Consider the following 24,885-nt stretch of genomic DNA (forward strand, 5'->3'; position numbering starts at 1 on the left):
ACTCAATGTCCAGGAGCCGAAAGTGCTCACCTGCCAGCGGCCACTATCCACTACGGAGTCTGCCGGATGGCTTACTCCCAGCACTCATTAGGAGCACGGCCGTGAGATCCACCCTGGGGCGCCGCCTGCCTGTCATGGCCGACGTGGCCAAAGAGGCCGGCGTGTCGCATCAGACCGTCTCACGCGTGCTCAACGACCATCCGAACGTCCGCAGCGAGACCCGTACGCGGGTGCTCCAGGCCATCGACAAGCTCGGCTACCGCCGTAACCTCGTCGCCCGCGCCCTGGTCACCAAGCACTCCAGGACGCTCGGCGTGGTCAGCTTCGACACCACCCTGTACGGCCCGGCCAGCACCGTCTACGGCATCGAGCAGGCGGCCAGGGCGGCCGGCTACTTCGTCAGCATCGTCAGCCTCACCTCGATCGACAGGGCCGGCGTCCGCGACGCCCTCGACTACCTGGCCGACCAGGGCGTGGACGGCGCCGTGGTGGTCGCGCCGCAGCGCTCGGCCGCCCAGGCGCTGGCCGACCTGCCGTCCGGCATCCCCACGGTCGCCGTCGAGGGCGGGCAGGCCGGCGAGGTGTCGGTGGTCTGCGTCGACCAGGTCGCGGGCGGCAGGCTCGCCACCGAGCACCTGCTCGCGCTCGGCCACGAGACGGTCTGGCACGTCGGGGGTCCCTCCGACTGGCTGGAGGCGGAAGGGCGGGTGGCCGGGTGGCGGGCTGCGCTGGAGGAGGCGGGCCGCGAGATCCCGCGGCCGCTCGCCGGTGACTGGAGCCCGCGATCGGGCTACGAGGCGGGCCGCGGCCTGGCGAGCATGAGGAACGTCACGGCGGTCTTCGTCGCGAACGACCAGATGGCGCTCGGCGTGCTGCGGGCGTTCGGTGAGCAGGGGGTGAGAGTGCCCGAGCAGGTGAGCGTGGTCGGCTTCGACGACGTGCCCGAGTCGGCGTACTTCTCCCCGCCGCTCACGACCATCAGACAGGACTTCGGCGCGGTGGGAAGGCACAGCATCGAGGTGCTGGTACGGCAGCTCAAAGGCGGCCTCGAAGAGCGGGAGCGGCTCGTGGTGCCGCCCTCGTTCGTGGCCAGGGCCAGTACGGCCCCTCCGGCCTGAGCGAGCTGTGGAAAGGCAGGACGCGCTGGCGCCCAACCGGGCCTGTTAGCGCTCACATCGAAAGGAACCCCCCACGTGTTAAGAAGGATCTCGGCGCTGGTGCTCGCCGGACTCACCGCGTTCGCGGTGGCGTCGTGCGGCAGCGAGGGCGGCGGCGGCACCGGTGGCGACGCGGGTGCCGGTGGCGGGACGGACGACACGATCGTCATGGGCTTCTCCCAGGTCGGCGCGGAAAGCGGCTGGCGTACCGCCAACACCAAGTCCGTCCAGGAGTCGGCGAAGGCGGCGGGCATCGAGCTCAAGTTCTCCGACGCGCAGCAGAGGCAGGAGAACCAGATCAAGGCGATCCGCTCGTTCATCCAGCAGCGGGTGGACGTGATCGCCTTCTCGCCGGTGGTGGAGTCGGGCTGGGACCCGGTGCTCAACGAGGCCAAGAACGCGAAGATCCCGGTCATCCTGACCGACCGCGCGGTCGACTCCCAGGACACCTCCCTCTACAAGAGCTTCCTCGGCTCCGACTTCATCGAGGAGGGCAAGAAGGCGGGCCAGTGGCTGGTCGAGGAGTACAAGGACTCCTCCGACACCGTGAACATCGTCGAGCTGCAGGGCACGACCGGCTCGGCCCCGGCCAACGACCGCAAGGCCGGCTTCGCCGAGGTCATCCAGGCCGACGCGAAGTTCAAGATCATCGCCTCGCAGACCGGCGACTTCACCAGGGCCAAGGGCAAGGAGGTCATGGAGGCCTTCCTGAAGTCCAACCCCGACATCGACGTCCTCTACGCCCACAACGACGACATGGGGCTCGGCGCCATCGAGGCGATCGAGGGCGCGGGCAAGGTGCCCGGCAAGGACATCAAGATCATCACCGTGGACGCGGTGAAGGACGGCATGCAGGCGCTCGCCGACGGCAAGATCAACTACATCGTCGAGTGCTCGCCGCTGCTCGGCCCGCAGCTCATGGACCTCGCCAAGAAGGTCGTCGCGGGCGAGGAGGTGCCGACCCGGGTGGTGACCGAGGAGACCACGTTCACCCAGGAGCAGGCCAAGGAGGCGCTGCCCTCCCGCCAGTACTGACCCGCAGGGCGTGACGACGACGAGCGGCGGCCCGGAGCAGGCGCCCGGGCCGCCGCCCCAACGGAAGGGGAAAGGCACATGGCCGTACCCGCGCCGGTCCTGACGATGAGCGGGATCGGCAAGAGGTTTCCGGGGGTGACGGCCCTGGACGGCGTGAACCTGCGGCTGCTGCCCGGCGAGGTGCACGCGCTGATGGGCGAGAACGGGGCGGGCAAGTCCACCCTGATCAAGGTGCTCACCGGCGTGTACGCCGCCGACGCCGGCACGATCGAGCTGGGCGGCGCGCCCGTGGCGTTCGCCAGCCCGCTGGAGGCGCAGCAGGCCGGCATCAGCACGGTCTACCAGGAGGTCAACCTCTGCACGAATCTGTCCGTGGCCGAGAACATCCTGCTCGGCAGGGAGCCGCGCCGCCTCGGCCGCATCGACTGGCGGCGCATGCGGGCCCGCGCGGGTGAGCTGCTGGCCCGGCTGGAGCTGGAGCTGGACGTGGCGGCGCCGCTGTCGTCGTACTCGCTGGCCGTCCAGCAGATGGTGGCGATCGCGCGGGCGATCGACATCGACGCGCGGGTGCTGATCCTGGACGAGCCGACCTCCAGCCTCGACGCCGACGAGGTGCGCCAGCTGTTCAGGGTGATGCGGCGGCTGAAGGAGGAGGGCATCGCGATCCTGTTCGTCTCGCACTTCCTCGACCAGATCTACGAGATCTCCGACCGCATGACGATCCTGCGCAACGGCCGGCTGGTCGGCGAGTACGCCACCCGCGAGCTGCCGCAGGTCGAGCTGGTCGCGAAGATGATCGGCAAGGAGCTGGCCGCGCTGGAGCGGCTGCACGGCACGGCCACGGTGTCCGGCACGCCGCTGGTCGAGGCGCGCGAGCTGGGGCGTACGGGGGCGATCGAGCCGTTCAGCCTGACCATCCACGAAGGCGAGGTGGTGGGACTGGCCGGGCTGCTCGGCTCCGGCCGTACGGAGATCGCCCGGCTGCTGTTCGGCGCCGACCACGCGAGCACGGGCGAGATCGCGGTCGGCGGCGCACCGGCGTCCTTACGCACGCCGCGCACGGCGATGACCCACCAGATCGCGTTCTGCTCGGAGAACCGCAAGTCCGACGGCCTGATCCCCGACCTCACCGTCCGCGAGAACATCATCCTGGCCCTGCAGGCCACCAGGGGCTGGACCAGGCCGGTGCCCCGCGACCAGCAGGACGAGCTGGTCGGCAAATACATCAAGGCGCTCAACATCAGCCCGCCCAACCCCGAGCACCTGGTCCGCGACCTCAGCGGCGGCAACCAGCAGAAGGTGGTGCTGGCGAGGTGGCTGATCCTGGAGCCCAGGCTGCTCATCCTCGACGAGCCGACCCGCGGCATCGACGTCGGCGCGAAGACCGAGATCCAGCGCCTGGTGGCGGAGCTGTCGGACGGCGGGATGGCGGTGCTGTTCATCTCGGCGGAGCTGGAGGAGGTGCTGCGGCTCAGTCACAAGGTCGAGGTGCTGCGTGACCGCCGGCTGGTGGCCGAGCTGCCCAACGACGCCGAGCTGACCACCGACGTGCTGATGGAGACGATCGCGAGCGGAGGCCGGGCCTCATGAGACGCCTGATGTGGCCGGTCGTGGTGCTGGTCCTGCTGCTGGCGCTGAACGTGTTCTTCACGCCCGGCTTCTTCTCGATCGAGGTCAAGGACGGCCACCTCTACGGCAGCCTGATCGACATCCTGCGCTTCGGCGCGCCGCTCATCCTGGTCTCGCTCGGCATGACGCTGGTCATCGCGACCGGCGGCATCGACCTGTCGGTCGGTTCGGTGGTGGCCATCTCGGGCGCGCTCGCCTGCCTGCTCATCAGCGAGGAGGCGAGCCTGTTCACCGCGGTGGCGGTGGCCCTCGGGCTGTGCCTGGCGCTCGGGGTGTGGAACGGGTTCCTGGTCGCCGGCATCGGCATCCAGCCGATCATCGCCACGCTGATCCTCATGGTGGCCGGGCGCGGGCTGGCCCAGCTCATCACCGACGGGCAGATCATCACCGTCAACAGCCCGGCGTACAAGGTGATCGGCGGCGGCTACTTCCTGACCGTGCCGTTCGGCATCCTCATCGTGGTGGCGGTGCTCGCGATCACCGCGTTCCTGACCAGGCGGCTGGCGCTCGGCATGCTGATCGAGTCGGTCGGCGGCAACGCCGAGGCGAGCAGGCTGGCGGGCATCAGGTCGCGCGGGATCATCGTCATGGTCTACGCCTTCGCCGCCCTGTGCGCGGGCGTCGCGGGCCTGATGATCAGCTCGAACGTCTCCAGCGCCGACGGCAACAACGCGGGCCTGTGGATCGAGCTGGACGCGATCCTGGCGGTGGTGATCGGCGGCACGTCGCTGGCCGGCGGGCGCTTCTCGCTCGGCGGCACCGTGCTGGGCGCGCTCATCATCCAGACGCTGACCACCACCATCTACTCGATCGGCGTGCCGCCGGAGACGACGCTGCTGTTCAAGGCGCTGGTCGTGACCGCGGTGTGCCTGATCCAGTCGCCGGCGTTCCGCGCGAAGGTGATGCGGCGGCGCGGGCGGGCCGCGCCGCCGGGCCCGCCGGCCACGGCGGCGGCACCCAGTGAGGCGGCTAGCACGCCGGACGGAGTGAGGTCTTGACATCCTCCCCTTCGTAACGAGGGGGATTCCCACGGTCGCCCGTGAGGCTTCCTGCTTCACCGCCGGTCGCCCGCCCGAGAAAGGAACTCTCGTTGAGGTCTTACACCAGCTCCACAGGCGTTTCACCTCTCCGCCAGCCCGGCGGCGAGGATGTTTCCGATCGTTCGTCCGATGGCTTGGTCATCACCACCGTCGAACACACTACCGAACCCTGCGGTGCCGCGCCGGGTTTTGACGCCGGTTCGCCTGACAGCGAACCGGCTGCCCCTGTCCTGCTCCTCAGGGGTCCGATTCCTCCCGCGCCTGAAGGCGGGGGTTTCCTCGGAGGTGTCTGATGACCACGATGAGCGGGACGGCGACGCTCGGGCGGATGCCGGTGCCGGCGAAGTATCTGCCGGTCCTGGTGACCGGCTGCCTGTTCGTGGCCATGTTCGTGGCGGGCGGGATCCGCTACGAGGGGTTCGCGCACGGGCAGGTCATTCTCAACGTCTTCATCGACAACGCGTTCCTGCTGGTGGTCGCGGTGGGGATGACGTTCGTGATCCTGACGGGGGGCATCGACCTGTCGGTGGGGTCGGTGGTGGCGCTGTCGACGATGATCGCGGCCAGCCTCATGTCGGGGCCTGGATGGCCGCCGTACCTCGTGGTGCCGCTGGTGCTGGCCATCGGGGCCGGGCTCGGGCTGGTGATGGGGTACATCGTGCACGCCTTCGACATCCAGCCGTTCATCGTGACCTTGGCGGGCATGTTCCTGGCGCGCGGGCTCTGCTACACGATCGGCACCGACTCGATCCCGATCAGGGACGCCACGTTCACGGCGTTCGCGCAGACCAGGGTCGATCTGTTCGCCGATCTGTGGATCTCGCCGAGCGTGGTGATCGCGGTCGTGGTGGTCGCGGTGGCGGCGTACGTGCTGCACTACACCCGCTTCGGCCGGTCGGTCTACGCGACGGGCGGCAACGCGCAGTCGGCGCTGCTCATGGGGCTGCCGGTGGGCCGGACGAAGATCATGGTCTACACGATCAGCGGGTTCTGCTCGGCGCTCGGCGGGGTGCTGCTGTCGTTCTACATGCTCTCCGGTTACGGCCTGCACGCGGTGGGCATGGAGCTGGACGCGATCGCGGCGGTGGTCATCGGCGGCACGCTGCTGACCGGCGGCACCGGGTTCCTGCTGGGGACCGTGCTCGGCGTGCTCGTGCTCGGCCTGATCCAGACCGTCCTCAGCTTCGAGGGGACGCTGTCGTCATGGTGGACGAAGATCGTCATCGGCATGTTGCTCTTCGTCTTCATCCTCCTGCAGCGGCTGTTCTCCGCACGAACACGGAGGTGAGGAGGGGGTAACCGTAAAGAAACCTGCCCAATCCGGCGGCCGGCCAGGCGTCATGCCTGGTCAGGCCGGAGATTGAGGGCCCGAGCATCCGACTGGAAAGTTACCATCAGGTTATGCCCCGGCGTTGACATAGTCTTTGTTAGCGATAACAATCGGGCGAAGCAGGTGTGAACTTTGTTCTGATTCGTCACGTTCGGTGGCTGAATCTCCTCACTTTACCCGGCAGCAGCCGCGTTCCAGCGCTGCCGCGACCCCTATGGAAAGGGACACTCATGAGGTTGGGACGAATCGGGGGCGTGGTGTCGGCCATCGCGCTCGCCGCGACCATGACGGCGTGCGGATCGAGCACGAAGACCGTCGACGCCGACGCCTCCGCATCGGCCGCGGCAGGCAACGCCGGCGCCCTGATCGGCGTGACGATGCCCACCAAGTCCTCCGAGCGCTGGATCCATGACGGCGACAACGTCAAGAAGCAGCTCGAGCAGCTCGGCTACAAGGTCGACCTCCAGTACGCCGAGAACGACATCCCGACGCAGGCCAACCAGATCGAGAACCAGATCACCAAGGGCGCCAAGCTCCTGATCATCGCCTCGATCGACGGCACCGCGATCACCTCCCAGCTGCAGCAGGCCGCCGACGCGAAGATCCCGGTCATCGCCTACGACCGGCTGATCCGCAACAGCCCCAACGTCGACTACTACGCCACCTTCGACAACTTCAAGGTCGGCGTGCAGCAGGCGACGTCCCTGCTCAAGGGCCTCGGCGTCGAGGACGGCAAGAAGGGCCCGTTCAACGTCGAGCTGTTCGGCGGCTCGCCCGACGACAACAACGCCACGTTCTTCTGGAACGGCGCCATGTCGGTGCTCCAGCCGAAGATCGACGACGGCACCCTGGTGATCAAGAGCGGCCAGACCGACTTCAAGCAGGCCGCCATCCTGCGGTGGGACCCCGCCACGGCGCAGAAGCGCATGGAGGACATCATCACCAAGACCTACACCGGCTCCACCAAGGTCGACGGCGTGCTGTCCCCCTACGACGGCCTGTCCATCGGCATCCTGTCGGCGCTGAAGAGCTCCGGCTACGGCAAGCCGTACCCGATCGTGACCGGCCAGGACGCCGAGCTCCAGTCGGTGAAGTCGATCATCTCCGACGAGCAGTACTCCACGATCTTCAAGGACACCCGCAAGCTCGCCGAGCAGACGGTGAAGATGGCCGACGCCGTGCTCAAGGGCCAGCAGCCCGAGGTGAACAACACCAAGGACTACGACAACGGCAACAAGGTCGTGCCCTCGTACCTGCTCGACCCGGTGATCGTCGACAAGAGCAACTACAAGGACGTCATCGTCGGCGGCAACTACTACACCGAGGACCAGCTCAAGTAAGGGAGCGTGCCCCTGGGGACGACCGTTCCCAGGGGCACTCCCTGAACGCGAGGGGCATATGACCGAGCACATCTTGCGGATGAGCGGGATCACCAAGACGTTCCCCGGCGTCAAAGCGCTCCAGGACGTCAACCTGTCGGTTCGGCACGGCGAGATCCACGCCATCTGCGGCGAGAACGGCGCAGGGAAGTCGACGCTGATGAAGGTCCTGTCCGGGGTCTACCCGCACGGGGACTACGAGGGCGAGATCTTCTTCGAGGGGCAGCGCTGCGAGTTCGGCGGCATCCGCGACAGCGAGCACGCCGGCATCGTCATCATCCATCAGGAGCTGGCGCTCAGCCCGCAGCTGTCGATCGCCGAGAACATCTTCCTCGGCAACGAGCGCGCCAGCCGCGGCATCATCGACTGGAACCGCACCAACTACGAGGCCGCCGAGCTGATGAAGCGGGTCGGCCTGCGGGAGAACCCGACGACGCCGATCTCCGACATCGGCGTGGGCAAGCAGCAGCTCGTCGAGATCGCCAAGGCGCTGTCGAAGAAGGTGAAGCTGCTCATCCTCGACGAGCCCACCGCGGCGCTCAACGACGACGACTCCGCGCACCTGCTCGACCTGCTGCGCGGGCTGCGCGACGAGGGCATCACCTGCGTGATCATCTCGCACAAGCTCAACGAGGTGATCGCGATCGCCGACGCCGTCACGATCATCCGCGACGGCCGCACGATCGAGACGCTGGACATGGCCACCGACGCCGTCACCGAGGACCGCATCATCGCGGGCATGGTCGGCCGGGCGCTGGACAACCGCTTCCCGCCGCACGAGCCGACGATCGGCGACGAGGCGCTGCGCATCGAGGACTGGACGGTGTTCAGCCCGAGCCAGCCGGACCGCAAGGTCGTCGACGGCGCCTCTCTGATGCTGCGGCGCGGCGAGATCGTCGGGCTGGCCGGGCTCATGGGCGCCGGCCGCACCGAGCTGGCGATGAGCCTGTTCGGGCGCACGTACGGGGTGCACATCTCCGGCAAGGTCTTCAAGGACGGCAAGCCGATCGAGATCCGCAACGTGCAGGACGCGATCAACCACGGCATCGCGTACGCCTCCGAGGACCGCAAGCGCTACGGGCTCAACCTCATCCAGGACATCAAGACCAATATCAGCGCCGCCGGGCTCAAGGGCCTGGCCAAGCGCGGCTGGGTGAACGAGAACGAGGAGTACCGGGTCGCCGAGAAGTTCCACAAGAGCATGAACATCAAGGCCCCGAGCGTCGGCAGCGTCGTGGGCCAGCTCAGCGGCGGCAACCAGCAGAAGGTCGTGCTGTCCAAGTGGATCATGACCGAGCCGGACGTGCTCATCCTCGACGAGCCCACCCGGGGCATCGACGTCGGCGCCAAGTACGAGATCTACACGATCATCAACCGGCTCGCCGACGAGGGCAAGGCCGTGCTCGTGATCTCCTCTGAGCTGCCCGAGCTGCTCGGCCTGTGCGACCGCATCTACGCCCTCTCCGAAGGACGCATCACCGGCGAGGTACCCCGCCAGGAGGCCACCCAGGAAAGCCTCATGTATCTCATGACCAAGGGACAGGAGTAGCTCCCATGAGCAGCATCACGCCCACCGGCCTGCGTGAGGCCGGCGCCGCGGGCGACGGAGGAGCGCCCAAGCAGCCGGGCCGGGTGTCGCTCGGCGGCATATCGCTCAACCTGCGCTCCAGCGGCATCTACATCGCCTTCGCACTGATCGTCGTGCTGTTCTCGGTGCTCACCGACGGCGCGCTGCTCACGCCGCAGAACATCTCCAACATCATCGTCCAGAACTCCTACGTCCTGATCCTCGCGATCGGGATGATCCTGGTCATCATCGCCGGGCACATCGACCTGTCGGTCGGCTCGGTGGTGGCGGTCACGGGAGCGCTGGCCGCGGTGCTGATGGTCAACATGGGCTGGCCGTGGCCGCTGGCCCTGCTCGCCACGCTGGTGGCGGGCGCGCTGATCGGCGCATGGCAGGGCTACTGGATCGCGTACTTCGGCATCCCGGCGTTCATCGTGACGCTGGCCGGCATGCTGCTGTTCCGCGCGCTGACGCTGACCGTGCTCGGCAACCAGGGCATCGGGCCGTTCCCCGACCAGGTCCGTACGCTGGCCAACGGCTTCACCGACGGCTACCTCGGCAACATCGGCCTCGGCCCGCTCGGCGGCGCCGACCTGTTCAGCCTGCTCATCGGCATCATCGCGATCGCCGGCATGTTCACCGCCCAGTGGCGGGCCCGCGCCGCGCGCAAGGGGTACGGCCAGTCGGTCGAGCCCATGGCGCTGTTCGCGCTGAAGCTGGCGGCGGGGACCGCGCTGATCCTGTTCCTGGTCGTGCAGCTGGCCAGGTTCAAGAACCTGCCGTGGGTGCTGGTGCTGCTGGCGATCCTCGTGCTGGCGTACTCGCTGATGGCCAACCGCACGGTCTTCGGCCGGCAGATCTACGCCATCGGCGGCAACCTGCAGGCCGCGATCATGTCCGGCGTGAAGGTCAAGTCTGTCGTGTTCTGGATCTTCGTGAACATGGGCGTGCTGTCGGCCATCGCCGGCATCATCTTCGCCGGCCGGCTCAACCAGGCGGGCCCGACCGCGGGCAACAGCTTCGAGCTGGACGCGATCGCCGCGGCGTTCATCGGCGGTGCGGCCGTGCAGGGCGGCGTCGGCAAGGTGGTCGGCGCGATCACCGGTGGCCTGATCATGGCCGTCATCAACAACGGCATGTCGCTGATCGGCTCCCCGAGCGAGCGGGTCATGCTCGTCAAGGGCGCGGTGCTGCTGGCCGCCGTCGCGTTCGACGTGTGGACCAAGCGCAGGGCGGGCGCCGGCCGCTGACGGCTACGGCTCGGGGGAGCCCGCGGCACCAAGATCCGGTATCCGGGCTCCCCTGAGTAAGATCCCCCAGAGCGAAAGGAGAGACCGTGACGACACCGAAGCGCCGCCTGCCGGTCATGGCCGACGTGGCCAAGGAGGCGGGCGTGTCGCATCAGACGGTCTCCCGGGTGCTCAACGACCACCCCAACGTCAGGCCCGACACCCGCGCGCGGGTGGAGGAGGCGATCAGCCGGCTCGGCTACCGCCGTAACCTCGTCGCCCGCGCCCTGGTCACCAAGCGCTCGCGCACCCTCGGCGTGGTCAGCTTCGACACCACCCTGTACGGCCCGGCCAGCACGATCTACGGCATCGAGCAGGCGGCGCGGACGGCCGGCTACTTCGTCAGCATCGTCAGCCTGAAGTCGCTCGACACCGCCAGCGTCCGCGACGCCATCGGCTACCTGGCCGAGCAGGGCGTGGACGGCGTCGTGGTGGTGGCGCCGCAGCGCTCGGCCGGCCGCGCCCTGGAGAGCCTGCCCCCTGGCATGCCGGCCGTCGCGGTCGAGGGCACTCACAGCGCCGACGTGTCGGTGGTCTGCATCGACCAGGCGGAGGGGGCCAGGCTCGCCACCCGTCACCTGCTCGACCAGGGCCACGAGACGGTCTGGCACGTCAGCGGCCCGCACGACTGGCTGGAGACCGAGGGCCGCCTCGAGGGCTGGCGCTCGGCGCTGGAGGAGGCGGGCAGGCCGGTGCCCGAGCCGCTGGCCGGCGACTGGAGCCCGCGCGCCGGCTACGAGGCGGGCAAGAGCCTGGCCGCGATGGACGGCGTCACCGCCGTCTTCGCGGCCAACGACCAGATGGCGCTCGGCGTGCTGCGCGCCCTGTCCGAGAAGGGAGTGCGGGTGCCCGACCAGATGAGCGTGGTCGGCTTCGACGACATCCCCGAGTCGGAGTTCTTCTCGCCGCCGCTCACCACGGTCAGGCAGGACTTCGACGTGGTGGGCCGGCACTGCATCGAGGTGCTGCTGCGGCAGATCGACGTGGGCCCGACCGCGTTCGAGCGCCTGGTCGTGCGGCCGAGCTTCGTGGTTCGGGCCAGCACCGCCCCTGTCCGGTAGATGATGGGGCATGCCCCCGGAAAACCCTGGAGTTCAATGTGAACGCTAACAAGTACGTCGTCGGAGTGGACTTCGGCACGCTCTCAGGGCGCGCCGTCGTCGTACGCGTGAGCGACGGCGCCGAGCTGGGCAGCGCCGTCCACGAGTACGCCCACCGCGTCATCGAGCAGACCCTGCCCGGCACCGACGTGCGCCTCGGCCCCGACTGGGCGCTGCAGTCGCCGCAGGACTGGATCGACGTCATCAAGATCGCGGTCCCGCAGGCCATCGCCGCGGCGGGCGTGCCGGCCGCCGACGTCATCGGCATCGGCACCGACTTCACCGCCTGCACCGTCCTGCCGACCACGGCCGACGGCACGCCGCTGTGCTTCGAGACTCCGGACGAGCCGCACGCCTGGCCCAAGCTGTGGAAGCACCACGCCGCCCAGCCGCACGCCGACCGCATCAACGAGCTGGCCGCGCGCCGCGGCGAGAGCTGGCTGCCCCGCTACGGCGGCAAGATCTCTTCCGAGTGGGAGTTCGCCAAGGCGCTGCAGCTGCTGGAGGAGGCCCCCGAGGTCTACGCCAGGACCGAGCGCTGGATCGAGGCCGCCGACTGGATCATCTGGCAGCTGACCGGCGTCGAGAGCCGCAACATCTGCACCGTCGGCTACAAGGGCGTCTTCCAGGACGGCGGCTACCCGTCGCGGGAGTTCCTCGCCGAGCTGAACCCCGGCTTCGCCGACTTCACCGCCAAGCTCGCCACCGGGCAGGTCGGCGACGACGTGGGCGGCGTCACGCTGGCTCCGCTGGGCGGCCTGGCCGGCCGGCTGACCGCGCGCGCCGCCGAGTGGACCGGCCTCCCCGAGGGCGCCGCCGTGGCCGTCGGCAACGTGGACGCCCACGTCACCGCGGCCGCCGCCGACGCCGTGCGGCCCGGCCAGATGGTCGCCATCATGGGCACCTCCACCTGCCACATCATGCCCAGCGACCGGCTGGCCGAGGTGCCCGGCATGTGCGGCGTCGTCCAGGACGGCATCGTGCCGGGCCTGTGGGGCTACGAGGCCGGGCAGTCCGCGGTCGGCGACATCTTCGGCTGGTTCGTGGACTCCTTCGGGACCGAGGGCCACGACGAGCTCACCGCGCTCGCCGAGAAGCAGGCCGTCGGGCAGCACGGGCTGGTCGCGCTCGACTGGTTCGGCGGCAACCGCTCGGTGCTGGTCGACCACAACCTGTCCGGCGTGATCGTCGGCCAGACCCTGGCCACCCGGCCCGAGGACGTCTACCGGGCGCTCATCGAGTCCACGGCGTACGGCGCCAGAATGATCGTCGAGACGTTCGAGCGGTCCGGCGTGCCGGTCGAGGAGTTCGTGGTGGCCGGCGGGCTGCTCAAGAACCCCTTCCTCATGCAGGTCTACGCCGACGTGCTGCGCCGCCCGCTGTCGGTCATCGGCTCCGACCAGGGGCCCGCGCTCGGCTCGGCCATCCACGCCGCCGTCGCCGCCGGCGCCTACCCCTCCATCGAGGAGGCCGCCGCGGCGATGGGCAAGCGCACCGAGCGGGCGTACGAGCCCGACCCGGCCCGCGCCGACGCCTACGACCGGCTCTACGCCGAATACCGCAGGCTGCACGACTTCTTCGCCGACGGACGGATGCTGCACACGCTGCGCGCGATCAGGAACGAGGCAAGCGCATGACCACCCCCGATCTGACCACCCTCCGCAGGACCGTCGCGGACCTGCACGCCGAGCTGGTCCGCTACGACCTCGTGGTGTGGACGGCCGGTAACGTGTCGGGCCGCGTCCCCGGCGAGGACCTGTTCGTCATCAAGCCGTCGGGGGTCTCCTACGATGAGCTGACGCCGGAGAACATGGTCGTCTGCGACCTCGACGGAAACCTGGTCGAGGGCGAGCACTCGCCGTCCAGCGACACCGCCGCGCACGCGTACGTCTACCGCAACATGCCGGACGTGGGCGGCGTCGTGCACACCCACTCCACGTACGCCTCGGCGTGGGCCGCCCGCGGCGAGGCGATCCCGTGCGTGCTGACCGCGATGGCCGACGAGTTCGGCGGCGAGATCCCGGTGGGGCCGTTCGCGCTCATCGGCGACGACTCGATCGGCCAGGGCATCGTCGAGACGCTCAAGGGCCACCGCTCCAAGGCGGTGCTGATGCAGAACCACGGGGTGTTCAGCATCGGCAAGGACGCCAAGGCCGCGGTGAAGGCCGCCGTGATGTGCGAGGACGTGGCGCGTACGGTGCACGTGGCCCGCCAGCTCGGCGACCCGCTGCCCATCGCGCAGGACGACATCGACCGCCTGTACGACCGCTATCAGAACGTCTACGGACAGAGGAGCCCGCGTTGAAGATCTGGTTTCTGACCGGCAGCCAGGGACTGTACGGCGAGGACACGCTGCGCCAGGTGGCCGAGCAGTCGCGGCGCATCGCCGAGCAGCTGCCCCTGCCGGTGGAGTGGAAGCCCGTCCTGACCGACGCGGCCGCCATCCGGCGCGTGATGCTGGAGGCCAACGCCGACGACGAGTGCGCCGGCGTGATCGCGTGGATGCACACGTTCTCCCCGGCCAAGATGTGGATCGCCGGGCTGGACGCGCTGCGCAAGCCGCTGCTGCACCTGCACACGCAGGCCAACGTCGAGCTGCCGTGGGCGACCATCGACATGGACTTCATGAACCTCAACCAGGCCGCGCACGGCGACCGGGAGTTCGGGTTCATCCAGACGCGGCTGGGCGTGCCGCGCAAGACCGTGGCGGGGCACGTCAGCGACCCGGCCGTGGGGCAGCGCGTCCTCGCCTGGCACCGGGCGGCGACGGGCCTGGCCGAGCTGCGCACGCTCAGGCTGGCGCGCTTCGGCGACAACATGCGCGACGTGGCGGTGACCGAGGGCGACAAGGTCGAGGCGCAGCTGCGCTTCGGCGTGTCGGTCAACACCTACGGGGTCAACGACCTGGTCGAGGCCGTGGACGCCGCCTCCGAGGCGGACGTGACGGCGCTGGTCAAGGAGTACGAGGAGCAGTACCGCGTCGCTCCCGAGCTGCTCGGCGACCGCAACGACTCGCTGCGTTACGCGGCCAGGATCGAGCTGGGCCTGCGCGGCTTCCTGGAGGCGGGCGGCTTCCGGGCGTTCACCACGAACTTCGAGGACCTCGGCGGCCTGCGTCAGCTCCCCGGCCTGGCCGTGCAGCGGCTGATGGCCGACGGCTACGGCTTCGGCGGCGAGGGCGACTGGAAGACCTCGGTGCTGCTGCGCACGCTGAAGGCGATGACCGGCGGCCAGGGCAGCACGTCCTTCATGGAGGACTACACCTACGACATGACGCCGGGCGAGGAGCTCATCCTCGGCGCCCACATGCTGGAGGTGTGCCCGTCGATCGCGTCCGGCACGCCGTCGTGCGAGATCCACCCGCTCGGCATCGGCGGCCGCGAGGACCCGGTGCGGCTGGTGTTCGACGCCGAGCCCGGCCCCGGCATCGTGGTGGGCCTGGCCGACATGGGCGACAGGTTCCGGCTGGTGGCCAACGAGATCGACGTGGTGGCGCCGCCGCAGCCGCTGCCCAAGCTGCCGGTGGCGCGCGCCGTGTGGCGCCCGCGGCCGAACCTGCGCACCTCCACCGAGTCGTGGCTGACCGCCGGCGCCCCGCACCACACCGTGCTGTCGCAGGCAGTGGGCCGCGAGGAGCTGACGGACCTGGCCGAGATGCTGGGCGTGGAGCTGGTGATCATCGACGCCGGCACCACGACCGAGCGCTTCGCCAAGGAGCTGCGCTGGAACCAGGCGTACTACCGGCTGGCTCAGGGTCTCTGATCGTCCGCGAGTTCCCGCGCCGCGAGCGGCCGCGCGGGAACTCGCGGCACCCGCCGTGACCTGGTGGGAAGGGTTGTGGGAAGGTGAAGCGCGTGACGCTGACCAATTGGGCGGGAAACACCACATTCCACGCTAAAGAAGTCCATCATCCGACGTCCCTCGACGAGCTGCGGCGGCTCGTCGCGGGCAGCAGCAGCGTACGGGCGCTCGGCAGCGGCCACTCCTTCAACCACGTCGCCGACACCGCCGGTGACCTCGTGGTGCTGGACCGCATGCCCGAGCTCGTGGAGATCGACAGTGCCGCCGCCAAGGTGCGCGTCGGCGCCCGCACCACCTACGCCAGGCTCGCGCCGCTGCTGCACCAGGCCGGGTTCGCGCTGGCGAACATGGCCTCCCTGCCGCACATCTCCGTCGCGGGCTCGGTCGCGACCGGAACTCACGGCTCCGGCGTCACCCAGCCGGGCCTGGCCGCCGCCGTCTCCTCGATCGACCTGGTCACCGCCGACGGCTCCGCGCTGACGCTCTCGCGCGGCGACGCCGACTTCGCCGGCGCCGTGGTCTCGCTCGGCGCGCTCGGCGTCGTCACCTCGCTCACGCTCGACCTGGTGCCCGCCTTCGAGCTGCGCCAGTACGTCCGCGAGGGCCTGACCCAGGACGCGCTCGCCGACTTCGAGGCCATCATGGCGAGCGGCTACAGCGTGAGCCTGTTCACCGACTTCCGCGACACCCGCGTCTGGCTCAAGCGCGAGGACGAGCTGACCAGCCCCGACTGGTACGGCACCTCCCCCGCCGACGGCCCCCGCCACCCGCTGCCCACGATGCCGGCCGACACCTGCACCGGCCAGCTCGGCGTCCCCGGCCCCTGGTACGACCGGCTGCCGCACTTCCGCGCCGACTCCCCGCCCAGCGGCGCGGGCGACGAGCTGCAGTCGGAGCTGCTGCTGCCCAGGGAGCACGCGGTCAAGGCGCTGCGCGAGCTGTTCGCGATCGGCGAGCGCATCCGCCCGGCCCTGCAGATCTCCGAGATCCGCACGATCGCCGCCGACGACCTGTGGCTGAGCCCCTTCAACGGCCGCGACACCGTCGGCATCCACTTCACCTGGGTCAGGGACGTCGCCACCGTCATGCCCGTGCTGGAGCTGGTGGAGGAGACGCTGGCGCCGTTCGATCCGCGGCCGCACTGGGGCAAGCTGTTCACCCGGTTCCCCGAGTGCCCCGAGCGGTTCAGGTCGCTGGTGCACCGGCTCGACCCCGCCGGCAAGTTCGGCAACGCGTTCACCCGCGTACTGCTGGGGGAGTAGCGCGGCGGCGGGAGGTGCGCTCCCTGACGTAGCCGGTCGCGGGTCCCGGAGAGGATGTGCCGGGGCCCGCCCTCGGGCGATCGTGAGGGCATGACCGATCACCCGTTCAGGTTCGGCACAGTAGCCGGACGAGCTCCCGACGCCGGCGCGTGGACCGGCCTCGCCCGCCGGGCCGAGAGCCTGGGCTACGCCACCCTGCTGGCGCCCGACACGCTGGGGACCTTCTCGCCGTTCCCCGCCCTCGCCGCGGCGGCCGCGGCCACGACGACCCTGCGCGTCGGCACGTACGTGCTGAGCGTCGCCAACCGCACCCCGCGCGCGGTCGCATGGGAGAGCGAGACCCTGCAGGCGCTCAGCGGCGGCCGGTTCGAGCTGGGACTCGGCGCCGGGCGGCCGGCCGCCGAGCAGGACGCGGCGGCGCTCGGCCTGCCCTACGGCACGCCCGGCGAGCGCGTCGAGCGGCTCGCGGCGACCATCGACGCCGTGCAGAACATGCCGGAGAACGTGCCGATCCTGGTGGCCGCGTCGGGCACCAGGCTGCTGCGCCCGGCCGCGCGCAGGGCCGGCACGATCGCGCTCGGCGTGCCGGCGCAGCACACGGAGGAGCAGGTGGCGGCCAAGCTGGACGAGCTGTACGAACTGTCCGGCGACCGCTTCCACGACCTGGAGCTGGCCATGAACCTCGCCTACGCCGGCGAGCGGCCCCCCGATTGGGTCGTGAGCCGCTTCGGCGCGGGCGGCACCGGCGTTCTCGTCGGCACACCCCGGCAGATGGCCGACACGCTGCTGCGCCGCCGCGACGCGCTCGGCGTCTCGTACGTCACGGTGAACGCCCAGTTCATGGACGCCTTCGCCCCGGTCGTGGAACGCCTCGCCGGCACCTGACACACTCGGCGCCGGCGTCGTCACCATGCCGGTGACCGGCACGCCGGTCGAGGAGTCGCGCTCGTACGTGGCGATGGAACGCATCGAGGGCGCCCTGCACGGCCGGCCCGGCTCGTTCGTGGTGCAGCACGACGCCGTGAGTGACGCGGGCGCCCCGTCGCTGCGCTGCCGGGTTGAACGGTAAAACGGTGGCCGTGCGGGTGCCGCCCGTGAAACGGTCGAGATCTGATGATCCAGTGGACCGAGGCAGGACTCCGACGATCGGCGCCGTGGCGATCCGTGCTGGGCGCGCCGCCGCCCGCCCGGGTGGTGGTCGCCGATGACCGTACCAAGGCCGACACCGCGTACAAGCTGGCCTGTGAGGGCACCGCGCTGCTGTGGCAGGGCGACTTCCACAACGCGCGGCAGTTGCTGACGGCCATGGGGCGGCGGTGCAGGCCCGCCGCTCCCGGCAGCGGCTTCCACCGCCACCGCCAGGCCCAGTCGCAGCGCGCCCGCACGCTGGGCATGCTGCTCATCCCGTACGACGCCGACCACGTGGTGCCGCTGCGCCGCGCCCCCGACGTACGCGAGGCGTGCGCGGCGGTGCACGGCCCGCACGCGCCGCCCGCGGTGGGCCCGCTGCGCGAGCTGCTCGGCCTGATCGGCGCCCACGAGTGGCGGGTCAAGGGCGTGCACGTGCCCGCGCTCGACGCCCGCATCCACCCCCACCACGGCGTCTTCTCCCCGATCAGGGGCGAATACGTGGACCTGGTGGCCGAGGCGCCGCTGCCCGCCGACCGGCTGGCCTTCGACGTCGGCACCGGCACGGGCGTGCTGGCGGCCGTGCTGGCCAGGCGCGGGGTCCGCCGGGTGGTGGCCACCGACCTCGACGAGCGGGCCGTCGCCTGCGCCGCTGAGAACGTCGCGAGGCTGGGGCTGGCCGAGCGGGTCGAGGTGGTGCGGACCGACCTGTTCCCGCCGGGGCGGGCGCCGCTGGTCGTCTGCAATCCGCCGTGGCTGCCCGCCAAGCCGGTCTCGCCGCTCGACCACGCCGTCTACGACCCGGGCGGGCGCATGCTGCGCGGGTTCCTCGACGGGCTGGCCGAGCACCTGGAGCCCGAGGGGGAGGGCTGGCTCGTACTGTCGGACCTGGCCGAGCACCTGGGGTTGCGCAGCAGGGCGGAACTGCTGGAGGCGTTCGAGCGGGCGGGGCTGCGGGTGGCCGGCCGGCTCGACGTGCCGCCCCGCCACTCCCGCGCTCGCGACCCCGGCGACCCGCTGCACGCCGCCCGCGCCGCCGAGGTGACCTCGCTCTGGCGGCTCACCCGCTGACGGCCGTGCCGACCTGGCAGGACGTGGCGGCATGTTAGGCGGGGCCTCTCCGCGGCAGGAGAGATATATGCATATTGCGGGAGTACAGACCGTTTTGCCCGAGCATCGCTACGGGCAAGCGGAGATCACCGAGGCGTTCTCCCGGCTGACCGACTGCGACGAGGAGCTGCTCCGCCGGTTCCACACGGCCACCGGCGTCGAGGGCCGCAACCTCGCCCTGCCCCTCGCCGACTACGCCAAGCTCGACTCCTTCGCGCGCGCCAACGACGCCTACGTCGAGCGCGCGCTCGACCTCGGCGAGCAGGCACTCGCCGGCGCCCTGCGCAAGGCCGACATCCCTCCTGAAAAGGTCGATCACCTGCTGTTCTGCTCGACCACCGGGGTGTCCACACCCTCGCTCGACGCCAAGCTCGCCCAGCGCATGGGACTGCGTCCCGACGTGAAACGCGTGCCTATCTTCGGGCTCGGCTGCGCGGCGGGCGCGTCCGGGCTGTCCCGCATGCACGACTATCTGCGCGGCTGGCCCGGCCACGTCGCCGTGCTGGTCTGCGTGGAGCTGTGCTCGCTGACCATCCAGCGCGACGACACCTCGATCGCGAACCTGGTCGCGAGCGGCCTCTTCGGCGACGGCGCCGCCGCCGTCGTCGCGACCGGGCGCGGGCCAGGGCCCGAGGTGGTCGCCACCCGCAGCCGCCTCTACCCCGACACCGAGCACCTCATGGGCTGGGACGTCGGCGACCACGGCTTCCGCATCGTCCTCGACGCCGACCTGACCGAATTCGTGGAGCAGGTGCTCGCCGCCGACATCAAGGCGTTCCTCGCCGACTACGGCCTGACCCCCGAGCAGGTCGCCACCTGGATCTGCCACCCCGGCGGCCCCAAGGTCATCGACAAGATCGTCCAGACGCTCGGCCTGCAGCCCAAGGCGCTCGACGTCACCTGGCGATCCCTGCGCGAGAACGGCAACCTCTCGTCGGTCTCCGTGCTCCACGTCCTCCAGGAGACCCGCGGCCGTCCAGGCACGCCCGTCGTGCTGATGGCGCTCGGACCCGGCTTCTCCGCCGAGTTGCTGCTGCTGCACTGGTGATCGCCTACCTCGTGCTGATCGGGCTGGTCGTCCTCGAACGGCTGGCCGAACTGGTCGTGGCCAAGCGCAACCTCGCCTGGGCCCGCGCGAAGGGCGGCGTCGAGTACGGCAGAGGGCACTACCCGTTCATCGTGCTGCTCCACGTGGCGCTGCTGGCCGCCGCGCCCGCCGAGGTGTGGCTGGCGCACCGGCCTTTCGTGCCCGCGCTCGGCTGGCCCATGCTGGCCGTCGTCGTCCTGGCCCAAGGGCTGCGCTGGTGGTGCATCCGCACGCTCGGGCGGCAGTGGAACACCCGCGTCGTCGTGGTGCCCGGGCTGCCGCTCGTGGACCGGGGGCCGTACCGGTTCTTTCCCCACCCCAACTACGTGGCCGTGGTCGCGGAGGGCATCGCGCTGCCCCTGGTGCACAGCGCCTGGGTGACCGCCCTGGCGTTCACGGCGGTGAACGCGCTGCTGCTCGCCGTGCGCGTCCGCGTGGAGAACCGCGCTCTGGCAAGCTGAACGCCATGAACGAACTGCTGATCATGATGCGCGAGGCCGCCGGACGTACCGCGGACCTCGTGGAGAGCCTGTCCGGCGACGAGCTCGCGCTGCCCACGCCCTGCTCCGACTACGACGTCAAGGGGCTGATCAACCACCTGGAGTGGGTCGCCGCCCTGTTCGAGTCGGCGGGGGCCGACGGCGGGTTCCCGCCGCAGAAGGAGTACACCGGCGACTTCCGCGCGCGGGCCGAGCGCATGCTGGCCGTCTGGGAGCGTCCCGAGACCTGGGAGGGCGTGAGCCAGGCCATGGGCGGGCTGCCCAAGCCGGTGCTGGCCAACATGGCGCTGACCGACCTCGTGGCGCACGGCTGGGACCTCGCCAGGGCCACCGGCCGCGACTTCGAGGTGCCGGAGGCGACCGCGGAGGTGCTGCTGGAGTTCTCCGCGCGGCAGGCGCCCATCGGGCGCGAGCGTGGCGTGTTCGGGGCGGAGGTGCCGGTGCCCGGCGACGCTCCCGCGCTCGACCGGTTCCTGGGACTCATCGGACGGGACCCCGCCTGGAAGGCGTGAGCGCCTCACCGGTCCCACCCTTCACAGCGCATCACGTGATGATCGCGGTTTGTGCTCGCTTGCATCACCGACCCGGCCGGGACGAACGACATTTCGTCGTACGGCTCGGAGGTGTTGGAGATGAAATTTCGTCCTATGGCGGCGAGCATCGGCCTGATCGCGCTCCTCGGTCTGGCGGCCTGTGGCGGTGCCGGCGGCAACGCCACGAGCGCGGACAGGCCCGCCCCGGCCCGGCAGCCCGCCGTACCGGAATCGCAGCGCTCCGCCTCGCCCGCGCCCAGCGCGGGCGATGAAGACGAGGAGACCACGACGGCGCAGATCTCCACGTTCGCCCTCGACGTGGACACCGCCTCGTACGGGTACGCGCGCCGCGCCCTCCAGGAGGGCCGCTGGCCGGCGCCCGGCGAGATCCGGCCGGAGGAGTGGGTCAACGCCTTCCGGCAGGACTACGCGCAACCGCCGGACGACGGCTTCACCGTGCACGTCGACGGCGCCAGGCTGCCCGGCCGCGACGAGGCCGTGATGCGGGTGGGCCTGCAGACCCGCGCCTCCGACGCGGCCGCGCGCCGGCCCGCGAACCTCACGTTCGTCGTGGACGTGTCCGGCTCGATGGCCGAGCCCGGCCGGCTCGACCTGGTGAAGGCGGCCCTGCACAAGCTGCTCGACCAGCTCGCCCCCGGCGACCAGGTCTCCATCGTGTCCTTCAGCGACGGCGCCGACGTGCTGGCCACGATGACCCCGCTGACCGCCAGGGACGAGCTGCGCGCCGCCGTGGACGAGCTGGAGATCGGCGGCGGCACCAACCTGGAGGCCGGTCTGGTCGCCGGCTACCAGGAGGCGGCCAAGGCGTTCCGCCCCGCCGCCACCAACCGCGTCATCGTGCTCTCCGACGGCCTGGCCAACCAGGGCGACACGCGCTGGCAGTCGCTGCTCGACCAGGTCAAGGACTACGCGGGCAAGCAGGTCACGCTGCTCACGGTCGGCGTGGGCCGCGAGTACGGCGACGAGCTGATGGAGCAGCTCGCCGACAACGGCGACGGCATGGCCGTGTACGTCAGCACCCAGGAGGAGGCCGACAAGCTGTTCACCACGCAGCTGCCCGCCACCATCGAGCTGCGCGCCCGCGACGCCAAGGCCCAGGTCGTCTTCAACCCGTCGGTGGTCGAGCGGCACCGGCTGATCGGCTACGAGAACCGGGAGCTGGCGGCGGAGGACTTCCGCGACGACGCCCGCGACGGCGGCGAGATCGGCCCTGGCCACTCCGTCACCGCCCTGTACGCGCTCGAGCTCAAGCCAGGCGCCCGCGGCCAGCTCGCCCAGGCCACCGTGCGCTGGCAGGACCCCGACACCAGGGAGGCGTCCGAGGCGAGCGGGACGCTGCGCTCCGGCGACCTGGCCGAGGGTCTGTGGACGGACGCGCCGCCGCGGCTGCAGGTGGACGTGCTGGTGGCGGCGTTCGCGGTCTACCTGCGCGACAAGGAGGCGTTCGGCATGGACCTGCCGGAGCTCGCCGAGCAGGCGGGCCGCCTCGCGCCCGCGACCGAGGACCCGATGGTGTCCGAGCTGGCCACGCTCATCGAGAAGGCCAGGTCGGTCGCCTGACCCTTCCTGGGGCCCGCGCCTCGCGGCCCGGGCCCCGGAAAAGGCGTGCAGAGGGGGTCCCAAAGTCGGATACACTCGTACAGGCACGCGGGGCTATGGCGCAGTTGGTAGCGCGCCTCCATGGCATGGAGGAGGTCTGGGGTTCGAATCCCCATAGCTCCACAGTTCGCGACAAGGCCGCTCCCGGGGTTCGGGAGCGGCCTTCTTTCATGCCGGAAAAAAGTTGCGTGTCCCGAAATCTTGCGGGTCACGCAATACCTTCCTATGCTGAGGCGCTGTGAGCGGACTCAGAGAGCGCAAGAAGCAGGCCACGCGCGAGGCGCTGATGGCGGCCGCGCTCCGCCTGGCGCTCGAACGCGGGCTGGACAACGTCCGGGTGGAGGACATCGCGGCCGAGGCCGGCGTCTCACCCAGGACGTACAACAACTACTTCTCCAGCAAGTACGAGGCGATCGCCGCCCGCCACGCCGACCGCGTCCGCGCGTCGGCCGAGGCGCTGCGCGCCCGCCCCGAGGGCGAGCCGCTGTGGGACGCCCTCATCGAGGTCATGATCCAGCCGTGGGCGCAGCACGCCGGCGACGGCGGCGAGCGCCCGCCGTCCCCCGAGCGCCTGGCCGCCACCCGGATGCTGGGCGGCGAGCCCGCGCTGCGGGCCGAGACGCTGCGGGCCGCGTTCGCCTCCGACGGCGAGCTGGTCGCGGCGATCGCCGAGCGCACCGGCACCCATCCCGACCGCGACCTCTACCCCTCCCTGGTCGCCGCCACCGTGACCGCCGCCCTGCAGGCCGGCGTCGCGCAGTGGCTGCGCGCCGACCCACCGGTCCCGCTGGTGCCGCTGCTGCGCACCTGCCTGCGCGAGCTGGCCGCGGGACTGCCCGGCCCCTCCGCGTAAGGAGCTCCCATGGACGTCGTCATCGCCGGTGCGGGACCCAACGGGCTGATGCTGGCCTGCGAGCTCGCCCTGGCCGGGGTACGCCCCGTCGTCGTCGAGCGCCGGCCGGAGCGCAGCCCAGAGCCCAAGGCCAACGGCATCGTCGGCCAGGTCGTGCGGCTGCTGCGGCTGCGCGGCCTGGCCCCGCAGGAGGCGCCGCTGCCGGCGTTCGTGTTCGGCGCGATGCCGCTCGACCTGTCCGGGCTCGACGACAACCCCCTGCACGGCATGGGCGTCAGGCAGCCCGAGCTGGAGGAACTGCTGGAGAAGCGGGCGGTCGAGCTCGGCGCGGAGATCAGGCGCGGCCACGAGCTGACCGGCCTCACCCAGGACGACCATGCCGTCACGGTGGCACTCACCGGCCCCGGCGGGCCCTACGAGCTGCGCACCCGCTACCTCGTCGGCTGCGACGGCGCCCACAGCACGGTCAGGAAGCTCGCCGGCATCGGCTTCCCCGGCGTGCACTCGGCCGGGGTGGTCAGCCGGACGGGGCACGTCAGCGTCCCCGGCGCGGAGATCCGGCCGGAGCGGGCCGAGATGGAGGTGCCGGGGCTCGGCACGTACGTGCTCTACACCTGGCACAGGACCGAGCGCGGCGCCGCCGCGATGCTGCCGGCCGGGCCCGGCACGCTGCTGGTCAGCGCCATGGAGTGGGACGACGCCGCGCCGGGCGACGACGTGCCCATGACCGTCGCCGAGCTGCGCGCCGCGCTGGCCCGGGTGCTCGGCGCCGAGCTGCCGCTGGCCGCGCCGCTCACCCCGGGCCCGCACGTGCTGCGGCGGCTGAACGGGCGCAACACCCGGGTCGCCGACCGCTACCGGGCCGGGCGGGTGTTCGTGGCAGGGGACGCCGCGCACGTCCACTCCGCCATGGGCGCTCCCGGGCTCAACCTCGGCCTCCAGGACGCCGCCAACCTCGCGTGGAAGCTCGCCGCCGTCGTCCAGGGGTGGGCGTCCGGCGGGTTGCTCGACACCTACGAGGCCGAGCGCCGGCCCGCCGCCGCCCGCGTCGCCATGCAGACCCAGGCCCAGCTCGCGCTGGCCGCGCCGGGCGCCGAGGTGACGGCGCTGCGCGAGGTGGTCGGCGAGTTGCTGGCCGACACCGGCGCGCGCCGCCGCGTCGCCGCCCTGATGGCCGGGTCCGACCTGGCCTACCCGATGCCGGCACCGCCGCATCCGCTGCTCGGCCGGTTCCTGCCCGACCTGCCCGCCGATCCCGGCCGCCGCGCGCGGCCCGTGCTGCTCGACGCGACGGGCACGGCGCGCACCCGCCACGGCCGGGTGGACGTGCGGCCGAGCGACGGGCCCGACTCGGTGCTCGTGCGGCCCGACGGCTATGTGGCGTGGGCGGGCGTCCCCGACGGGACGCTGGACGAGGCGCTGCGGACCTGGTTCGGGGAGTCGCTCGAGGCGGCCTGAGCGCGCA

General features: G+C 71.0%; 21 protein-coding genes, 1 tRNA gene and 1 pseudogene. All 23 read left to right on the top strand.

Features of this window, described 5'->3' with window-relative positions:
- Positions 1-134 precede the first annotated feature (134 nt).
- The 23 genes and pseudogenes from AB0K28_RS00005 (at position 135) to AB0K28_RS00115 (ending at position 24,878) form a co-directional block, all read left to right on the top strand.
- Positions 135-1,118, top strand: a complete 984-nt coding sequence (locus tag AB0K28_RS00005) for a LacI family DNA-binding transcriptional regulator (RefSeq protein WP_364364482.1) — start codon at positions 135-137, stop codon at positions 1,116-1,118.
- 75 nt (positions 1,119-1,193) lie between these two features.
- A complete protein-coding gene (locus tag AB0K28_RS00010; protein WP_364363075.1) occupies positions 1,194-2,192 on the top strand; it encodes an ABC transporter substrate-binding protein in 999 nt (332 codons plus the stop codon).
- Positions 2,193-2,270: 78 nt separating this feature from the next.
- A complete protein-coding gene (locus tag AB0K28_RS00015) occupies positions 2,271-3,782 on the top strand; it encodes a sugar ABC transporter ATP-binding protein (protein ID WP_364363078.1) in 1,512 nt (503 codons plus the stop codon).
- The gene (locus AB0K28_RS00020; RefSeq protein ID WP_364363081.1) at positions 3,779-4,819 is read left to right on the top strand and encodes an ABC transporter permease; all 1,041 of its coding nucleotides are present in this window, start codon (positions 3,779-3,781) and stop codon (positions 4,817-4,819) included. The genes AB0K28_RS00015 and AB0K28_RS00020 overlap by 4 nt, the downstream gene beginning before the upstream one ends.
- A gap of 334 nt (positions 4,820-5,153) precedes the next feature.
- On the top strand, positions 5,154-6,149 hold the full coding sequence (yjfF, locus tag AB0K28_RS00025) for a galactofuranose ABC transporter, permease protein YjfF (RefSeq protein WP_364363084.1): 996 nt from the start codon (positions 5,154-5,156) through the stop codon (positions 6,147-6,149).
- A gap of 272 nt (positions 6,150-6,421) precedes the next feature.
- Positions 6,422-7,531: a multiple monosaccharide ABC transporter substrate-binding protein gene (gene chvE / locus AB0K28_RS00030; RefSeq protein ID WP_364363087.1), complete on the top strand. Its 1,110-nt coding sequence runs from the start codon at positions 6,422-6,424 to the stop codon at positions 7,529-7,531.
- Positions 7,532-7,589: 58 nt separating this feature from the next.
- Positions 7,590-9,119, top strand: coding sequence for a multiple monosaccharide ABC transporter ATP-binding protein (mmsA, locus tag AB0K28_RS00035; protein ID WP_345387864.1), 1,530 nt, complete (start codon positions 7,590-7,592; stop codon positions 9,117-9,119).
- Between the two features lie 5 nt (positions 9,120-9,124).
- Positions 9,125-10,387: a multiple monosaccharide ABC transporter permease gene (gene mmsB, locus AB0K28_RS00040; RefSeq protein WP_345387861.1), complete on the top strand. Its 1,263-nt coding sequence runs from the start codon at positions 9,125-9,127 to the stop codon at positions 10,385-10,387.
- An 86-nt stretch (positions 10,388-10,473) separates the two neighbouring features.
- Positions 10,474-11,487 (top strand): LacI family DNA-binding transcriptional regulator, encoded by a 1,014-nt coding sequence (locus AB0K28_RS00045; RefSeq protein ID WP_355412953.1) that lies wholly within the window; start codon positions 10,474-10,476, stop codon positions 11,485-11,487.
- Positions 11,488-11,525: 38 nt separating this feature from the next.
- On the top strand, positions 11,526-13,163 hold the full coding sequence (gene araB, locus AB0K28_RS00050) for a ribulokinase (protein ID WP_364363092.1): 1,638 nt from the start codon (positions 11,526-11,528) through the stop codon (positions 13,161-13,163).
- Positions 13,160-13,831: an L-ribulose-5-phosphate 4-epimerase gene (locus AB0K28_RS00055; protein ID WP_345387859.1), complete on the top strand. Its 672-nt coding sequence runs from the start codon at positions 13,160-13,162 to the stop codon at positions 13,829-13,831. The genes araB and AB0K28_RS00055 overlap by 4 nt, the downstream gene beginning before the upstream one ends.
- Entirely contained in the window at positions 13,828-15,288 is a 1,461-nt protein-coding gene (araA, locus tag AB0K28_RS00060) for an L-arabinose isomerase (RefSeq protein WP_364363095.1), read from the top strand. The genes AB0K28_RS00055 and araA overlap by 4 nt, the downstream gene beginning before the upstream one ends.
- Before the next feature lie 92 nt (positions 15,289-15,380).
- Positions 15,381-16,589 (top strand): FAD-binding protein, encoded by a 1,209-nt coding sequence (locus AB0K28_RS00065; RefSeq protein ID WP_364363098.1) that lies wholly within the window; start codon positions 15,381-15,383, stop codon positions 16,587-16,589.
- Between the two features lie 90 nt (positions 16,590-16,679).
- Positions 16,680-17,474 carry an LLM class flavin-dependent oxidoreductase gene (locus tag AB0K28_RS00070; protein WP_364363101.1) on the top strand — a complete coding sequence of 265 codons (795 nt, stop codon included), beginning with the start codon at positions 16,680-16,682 and terminating at the stop codon, positions 17,472-17,474.
- 19 nt (positions 17,475-17,493) lie between these two features.
- A pseudogene (locus AB0K28_RS00075) lies at positions 17,494-17,658 on the top strand (DUF3224 domain-containing protein); the annotation flags it as partial.
- Positions 17,659-17,702: 44 nt separating this feature from the next.
- Positions 17,703-18,788 (top strand): class I SAM-dependent methyltransferase, encoded by a 1,086-nt coding sequence (locus tag AB0K28_RS00080; protein ID WP_364363104.1) that lies wholly within the window; start codon positions 17,703-17,705, stop codon positions 18,786-18,788.
- Between the two features lie 67 nt (positions 18,789-18,855).
- Entirely contained in the window at positions 18,856-19,875 is a 1,020-nt protein-coding gene (locus tag AB0K28_RS00085; protein ID WP_364363107.1) for a 3-oxoacyl-[acyl-carrier-protein] synthase III C-terminal domain-containing protein, read from the top strand.
- A complete protein-coding gene (locus tag AB0K28_RS00090) occupies positions 19,872-20,375 on the top strand; it encodes an isoprenylcysteine carboxylmethyltransferase family protein (RefSeq protein WP_345387844.1) in 504 nt (167 codons plus the stop codon). The genes AB0K28_RS00085 and AB0K28_RS00090 overlap by 4 nt, the downstream gene beginning before the upstream one ends.
- A 5-nt stretch (positions 20,376-20,380) precedes the next feature.
- On the top strand, positions 20,381-20,926 hold the full coding sequence (locus tag AB0K28_RS00095; RefSeq protein WP_364363111.1) for a TIGR03086 family metal-binding protein: 546 nt from the start codon (positions 20,381-20,383) through the stop codon (positions 20,924-20,926).
- Positions 20,927-21,046: 120 nt separating this feature from the next.
- On the top strand, positions 21,047-22,528 hold the full coding sequence (locus tag AB0K28_RS00100) for a von Willebrand factor type A domain-containing protein (RefSeq protein WP_345387840.1): 1,482 nt from the start codon (positions 21,047-21,049) through the stop codon (positions 22,526-22,528).
- 89 nt (positions 22,529-22,617) lie between these two features.
- A tRNA-Ala gene (locus AB0K28_RS00105) sits at positions 22,618-22,690 on the top strand.
- A 115-nt stretch (positions 22,691-22,805) separates the two neighbouring features.
- Entirely contained in the window at positions 22,806-23,420 is a 615-nt protein-coding gene (locus AB0K28_RS00110; protein ID WP_345387838.1) for a TetR family transcriptional regulator, read from the top strand.
- A 9-nt stretch (positions 23,421-23,429) separates the two neighbouring features.
- Positions 23,430-24,878, top strand: a complete 1,449-nt coding sequence (locus tag AB0K28_RS00115; RefSeq protein ID WP_364363116.1) for an FAD-dependent monooxygenase — start codon at positions 23,430-23,432, stop codon at positions 24,876-24,878.
- The last annotated feature ends 7 nt before the right edge of the window (positions 24,879-24,885 follow it).

The organism is Nonomuraea sp. NPDC049504 (genome assembly GCF_040676845.1).
Classification (GTDB): Bacteria; Actinomycetota; Actinomycetes; order Streptosporangiales; family Streptosporangiaceae; genus Nonomuraea; species Nonomuraea salmonea.

What these genes read in the sequence shown, in the direction of transcription:
- AB0K28_RS00055 (WP_345387859.1), top strand. Translation starts at nt 13,160, where the DNA reads ATGACCACCCCCGATCTGACCACCCTCCGCAGGACCGTCGCGGACCTG.
- AB0K28_RS00015 (WP_364363078.1), top strand. Translation starts at nt 2,271, where the DNA reads ATGGCCGTACCCGCGCCGGTCCTGACGATGAGCGGGATCGGCAAGAGG.
- mmsA (WP_345387864.1), top strand. Translation starts at nt 7,590, where the DNA reads ATGACCGAGCACATCTTGCGGATGAGCGGGATCACCAAGACGTTCCCC.
- AB0K28_RS00005 (WP_364364482.1), top strand. Translation starts at nt 135, where the DNA reads ATGGCCGACGTGGCCAAAGAGGCCGGCGTGTCGCATCAGACCGTCTCA.
- yjfF (WP_364363084.1), top strand. Translation starts at nt 5,154, where the DNA reads ATGACCACGATGAGCGGGACGGCGACGCTCGGGCGGATGCCGGTGCCG.
- AB0K28_RS00020 (WP_364363081.1), top strand. Translation starts at nt 3,779, where the DNA reads ATGAGACGCCTGATGTGGCCGGTCGTGGTGCTGGTCCTGCTGCTGGCG.
- AB0K28_RS00070 (WP_364363101.1), top strand. Translation starts at nt 16,680, where the DNA reads ATGACCGATCACCCGTTCAGGTTCGGCACAGTAGCCGGACGAGCTCCC.
- mmsB (WP_345387861.1), top strand. Translation starts at nt 9,125, where the DNA reads ATGAGCAGCATCACGCCCACCGGCCTGCGTGAGGCCGGCGCCGCGGGC.
- AB0K28_RS00080 (WP_364363104.1), top strand. Translation starts at nt 17,703, where the DNA reads ATGATCCAGTGGACCGAGGCAGGACTCCGACGATCGGCGCCGTGGCGA.
- AB0K28_RS00085 (WP_364363107.1), top strand. Translation starts at nt 18,856, where the DNA reads ATGCATATTGCGGGAGTACAGACCGTTTTGCCCGAGCATCGCTACGGG.
- AB0K28_RS00095 (WP_364363111.1), top strand. Translation starts at nt 20,381, where the DNA reads ATGAACGAACTGCTGATCATGATGCGCGAGGCCGCCGGACGTACCGCG.
- chvE (WP_364363087.1), top strand. Translation starts at nt 6,422, where the DNA reads ATGAGGTTGGGACGAATCGGGGGCGTGGTGTCGGCCATCGCGCTCGCC.
- AB0K28_RS00100 (WP_345387840.1), top strand. Translation starts at nt 21,047, where the DNA reads ATGAAATTTCGTCCTATGGCGGCGAGCATCGGCCTGATCGCGCTCCTC.
- AB0K28_RS00115 (WP_364363116.1), top strand. Translation starts at nt 23,430, where the DNA reads ATGGACGTCGTCATCGCCGGTGCGGGACCCAACGGGCTGATGCTGGCC.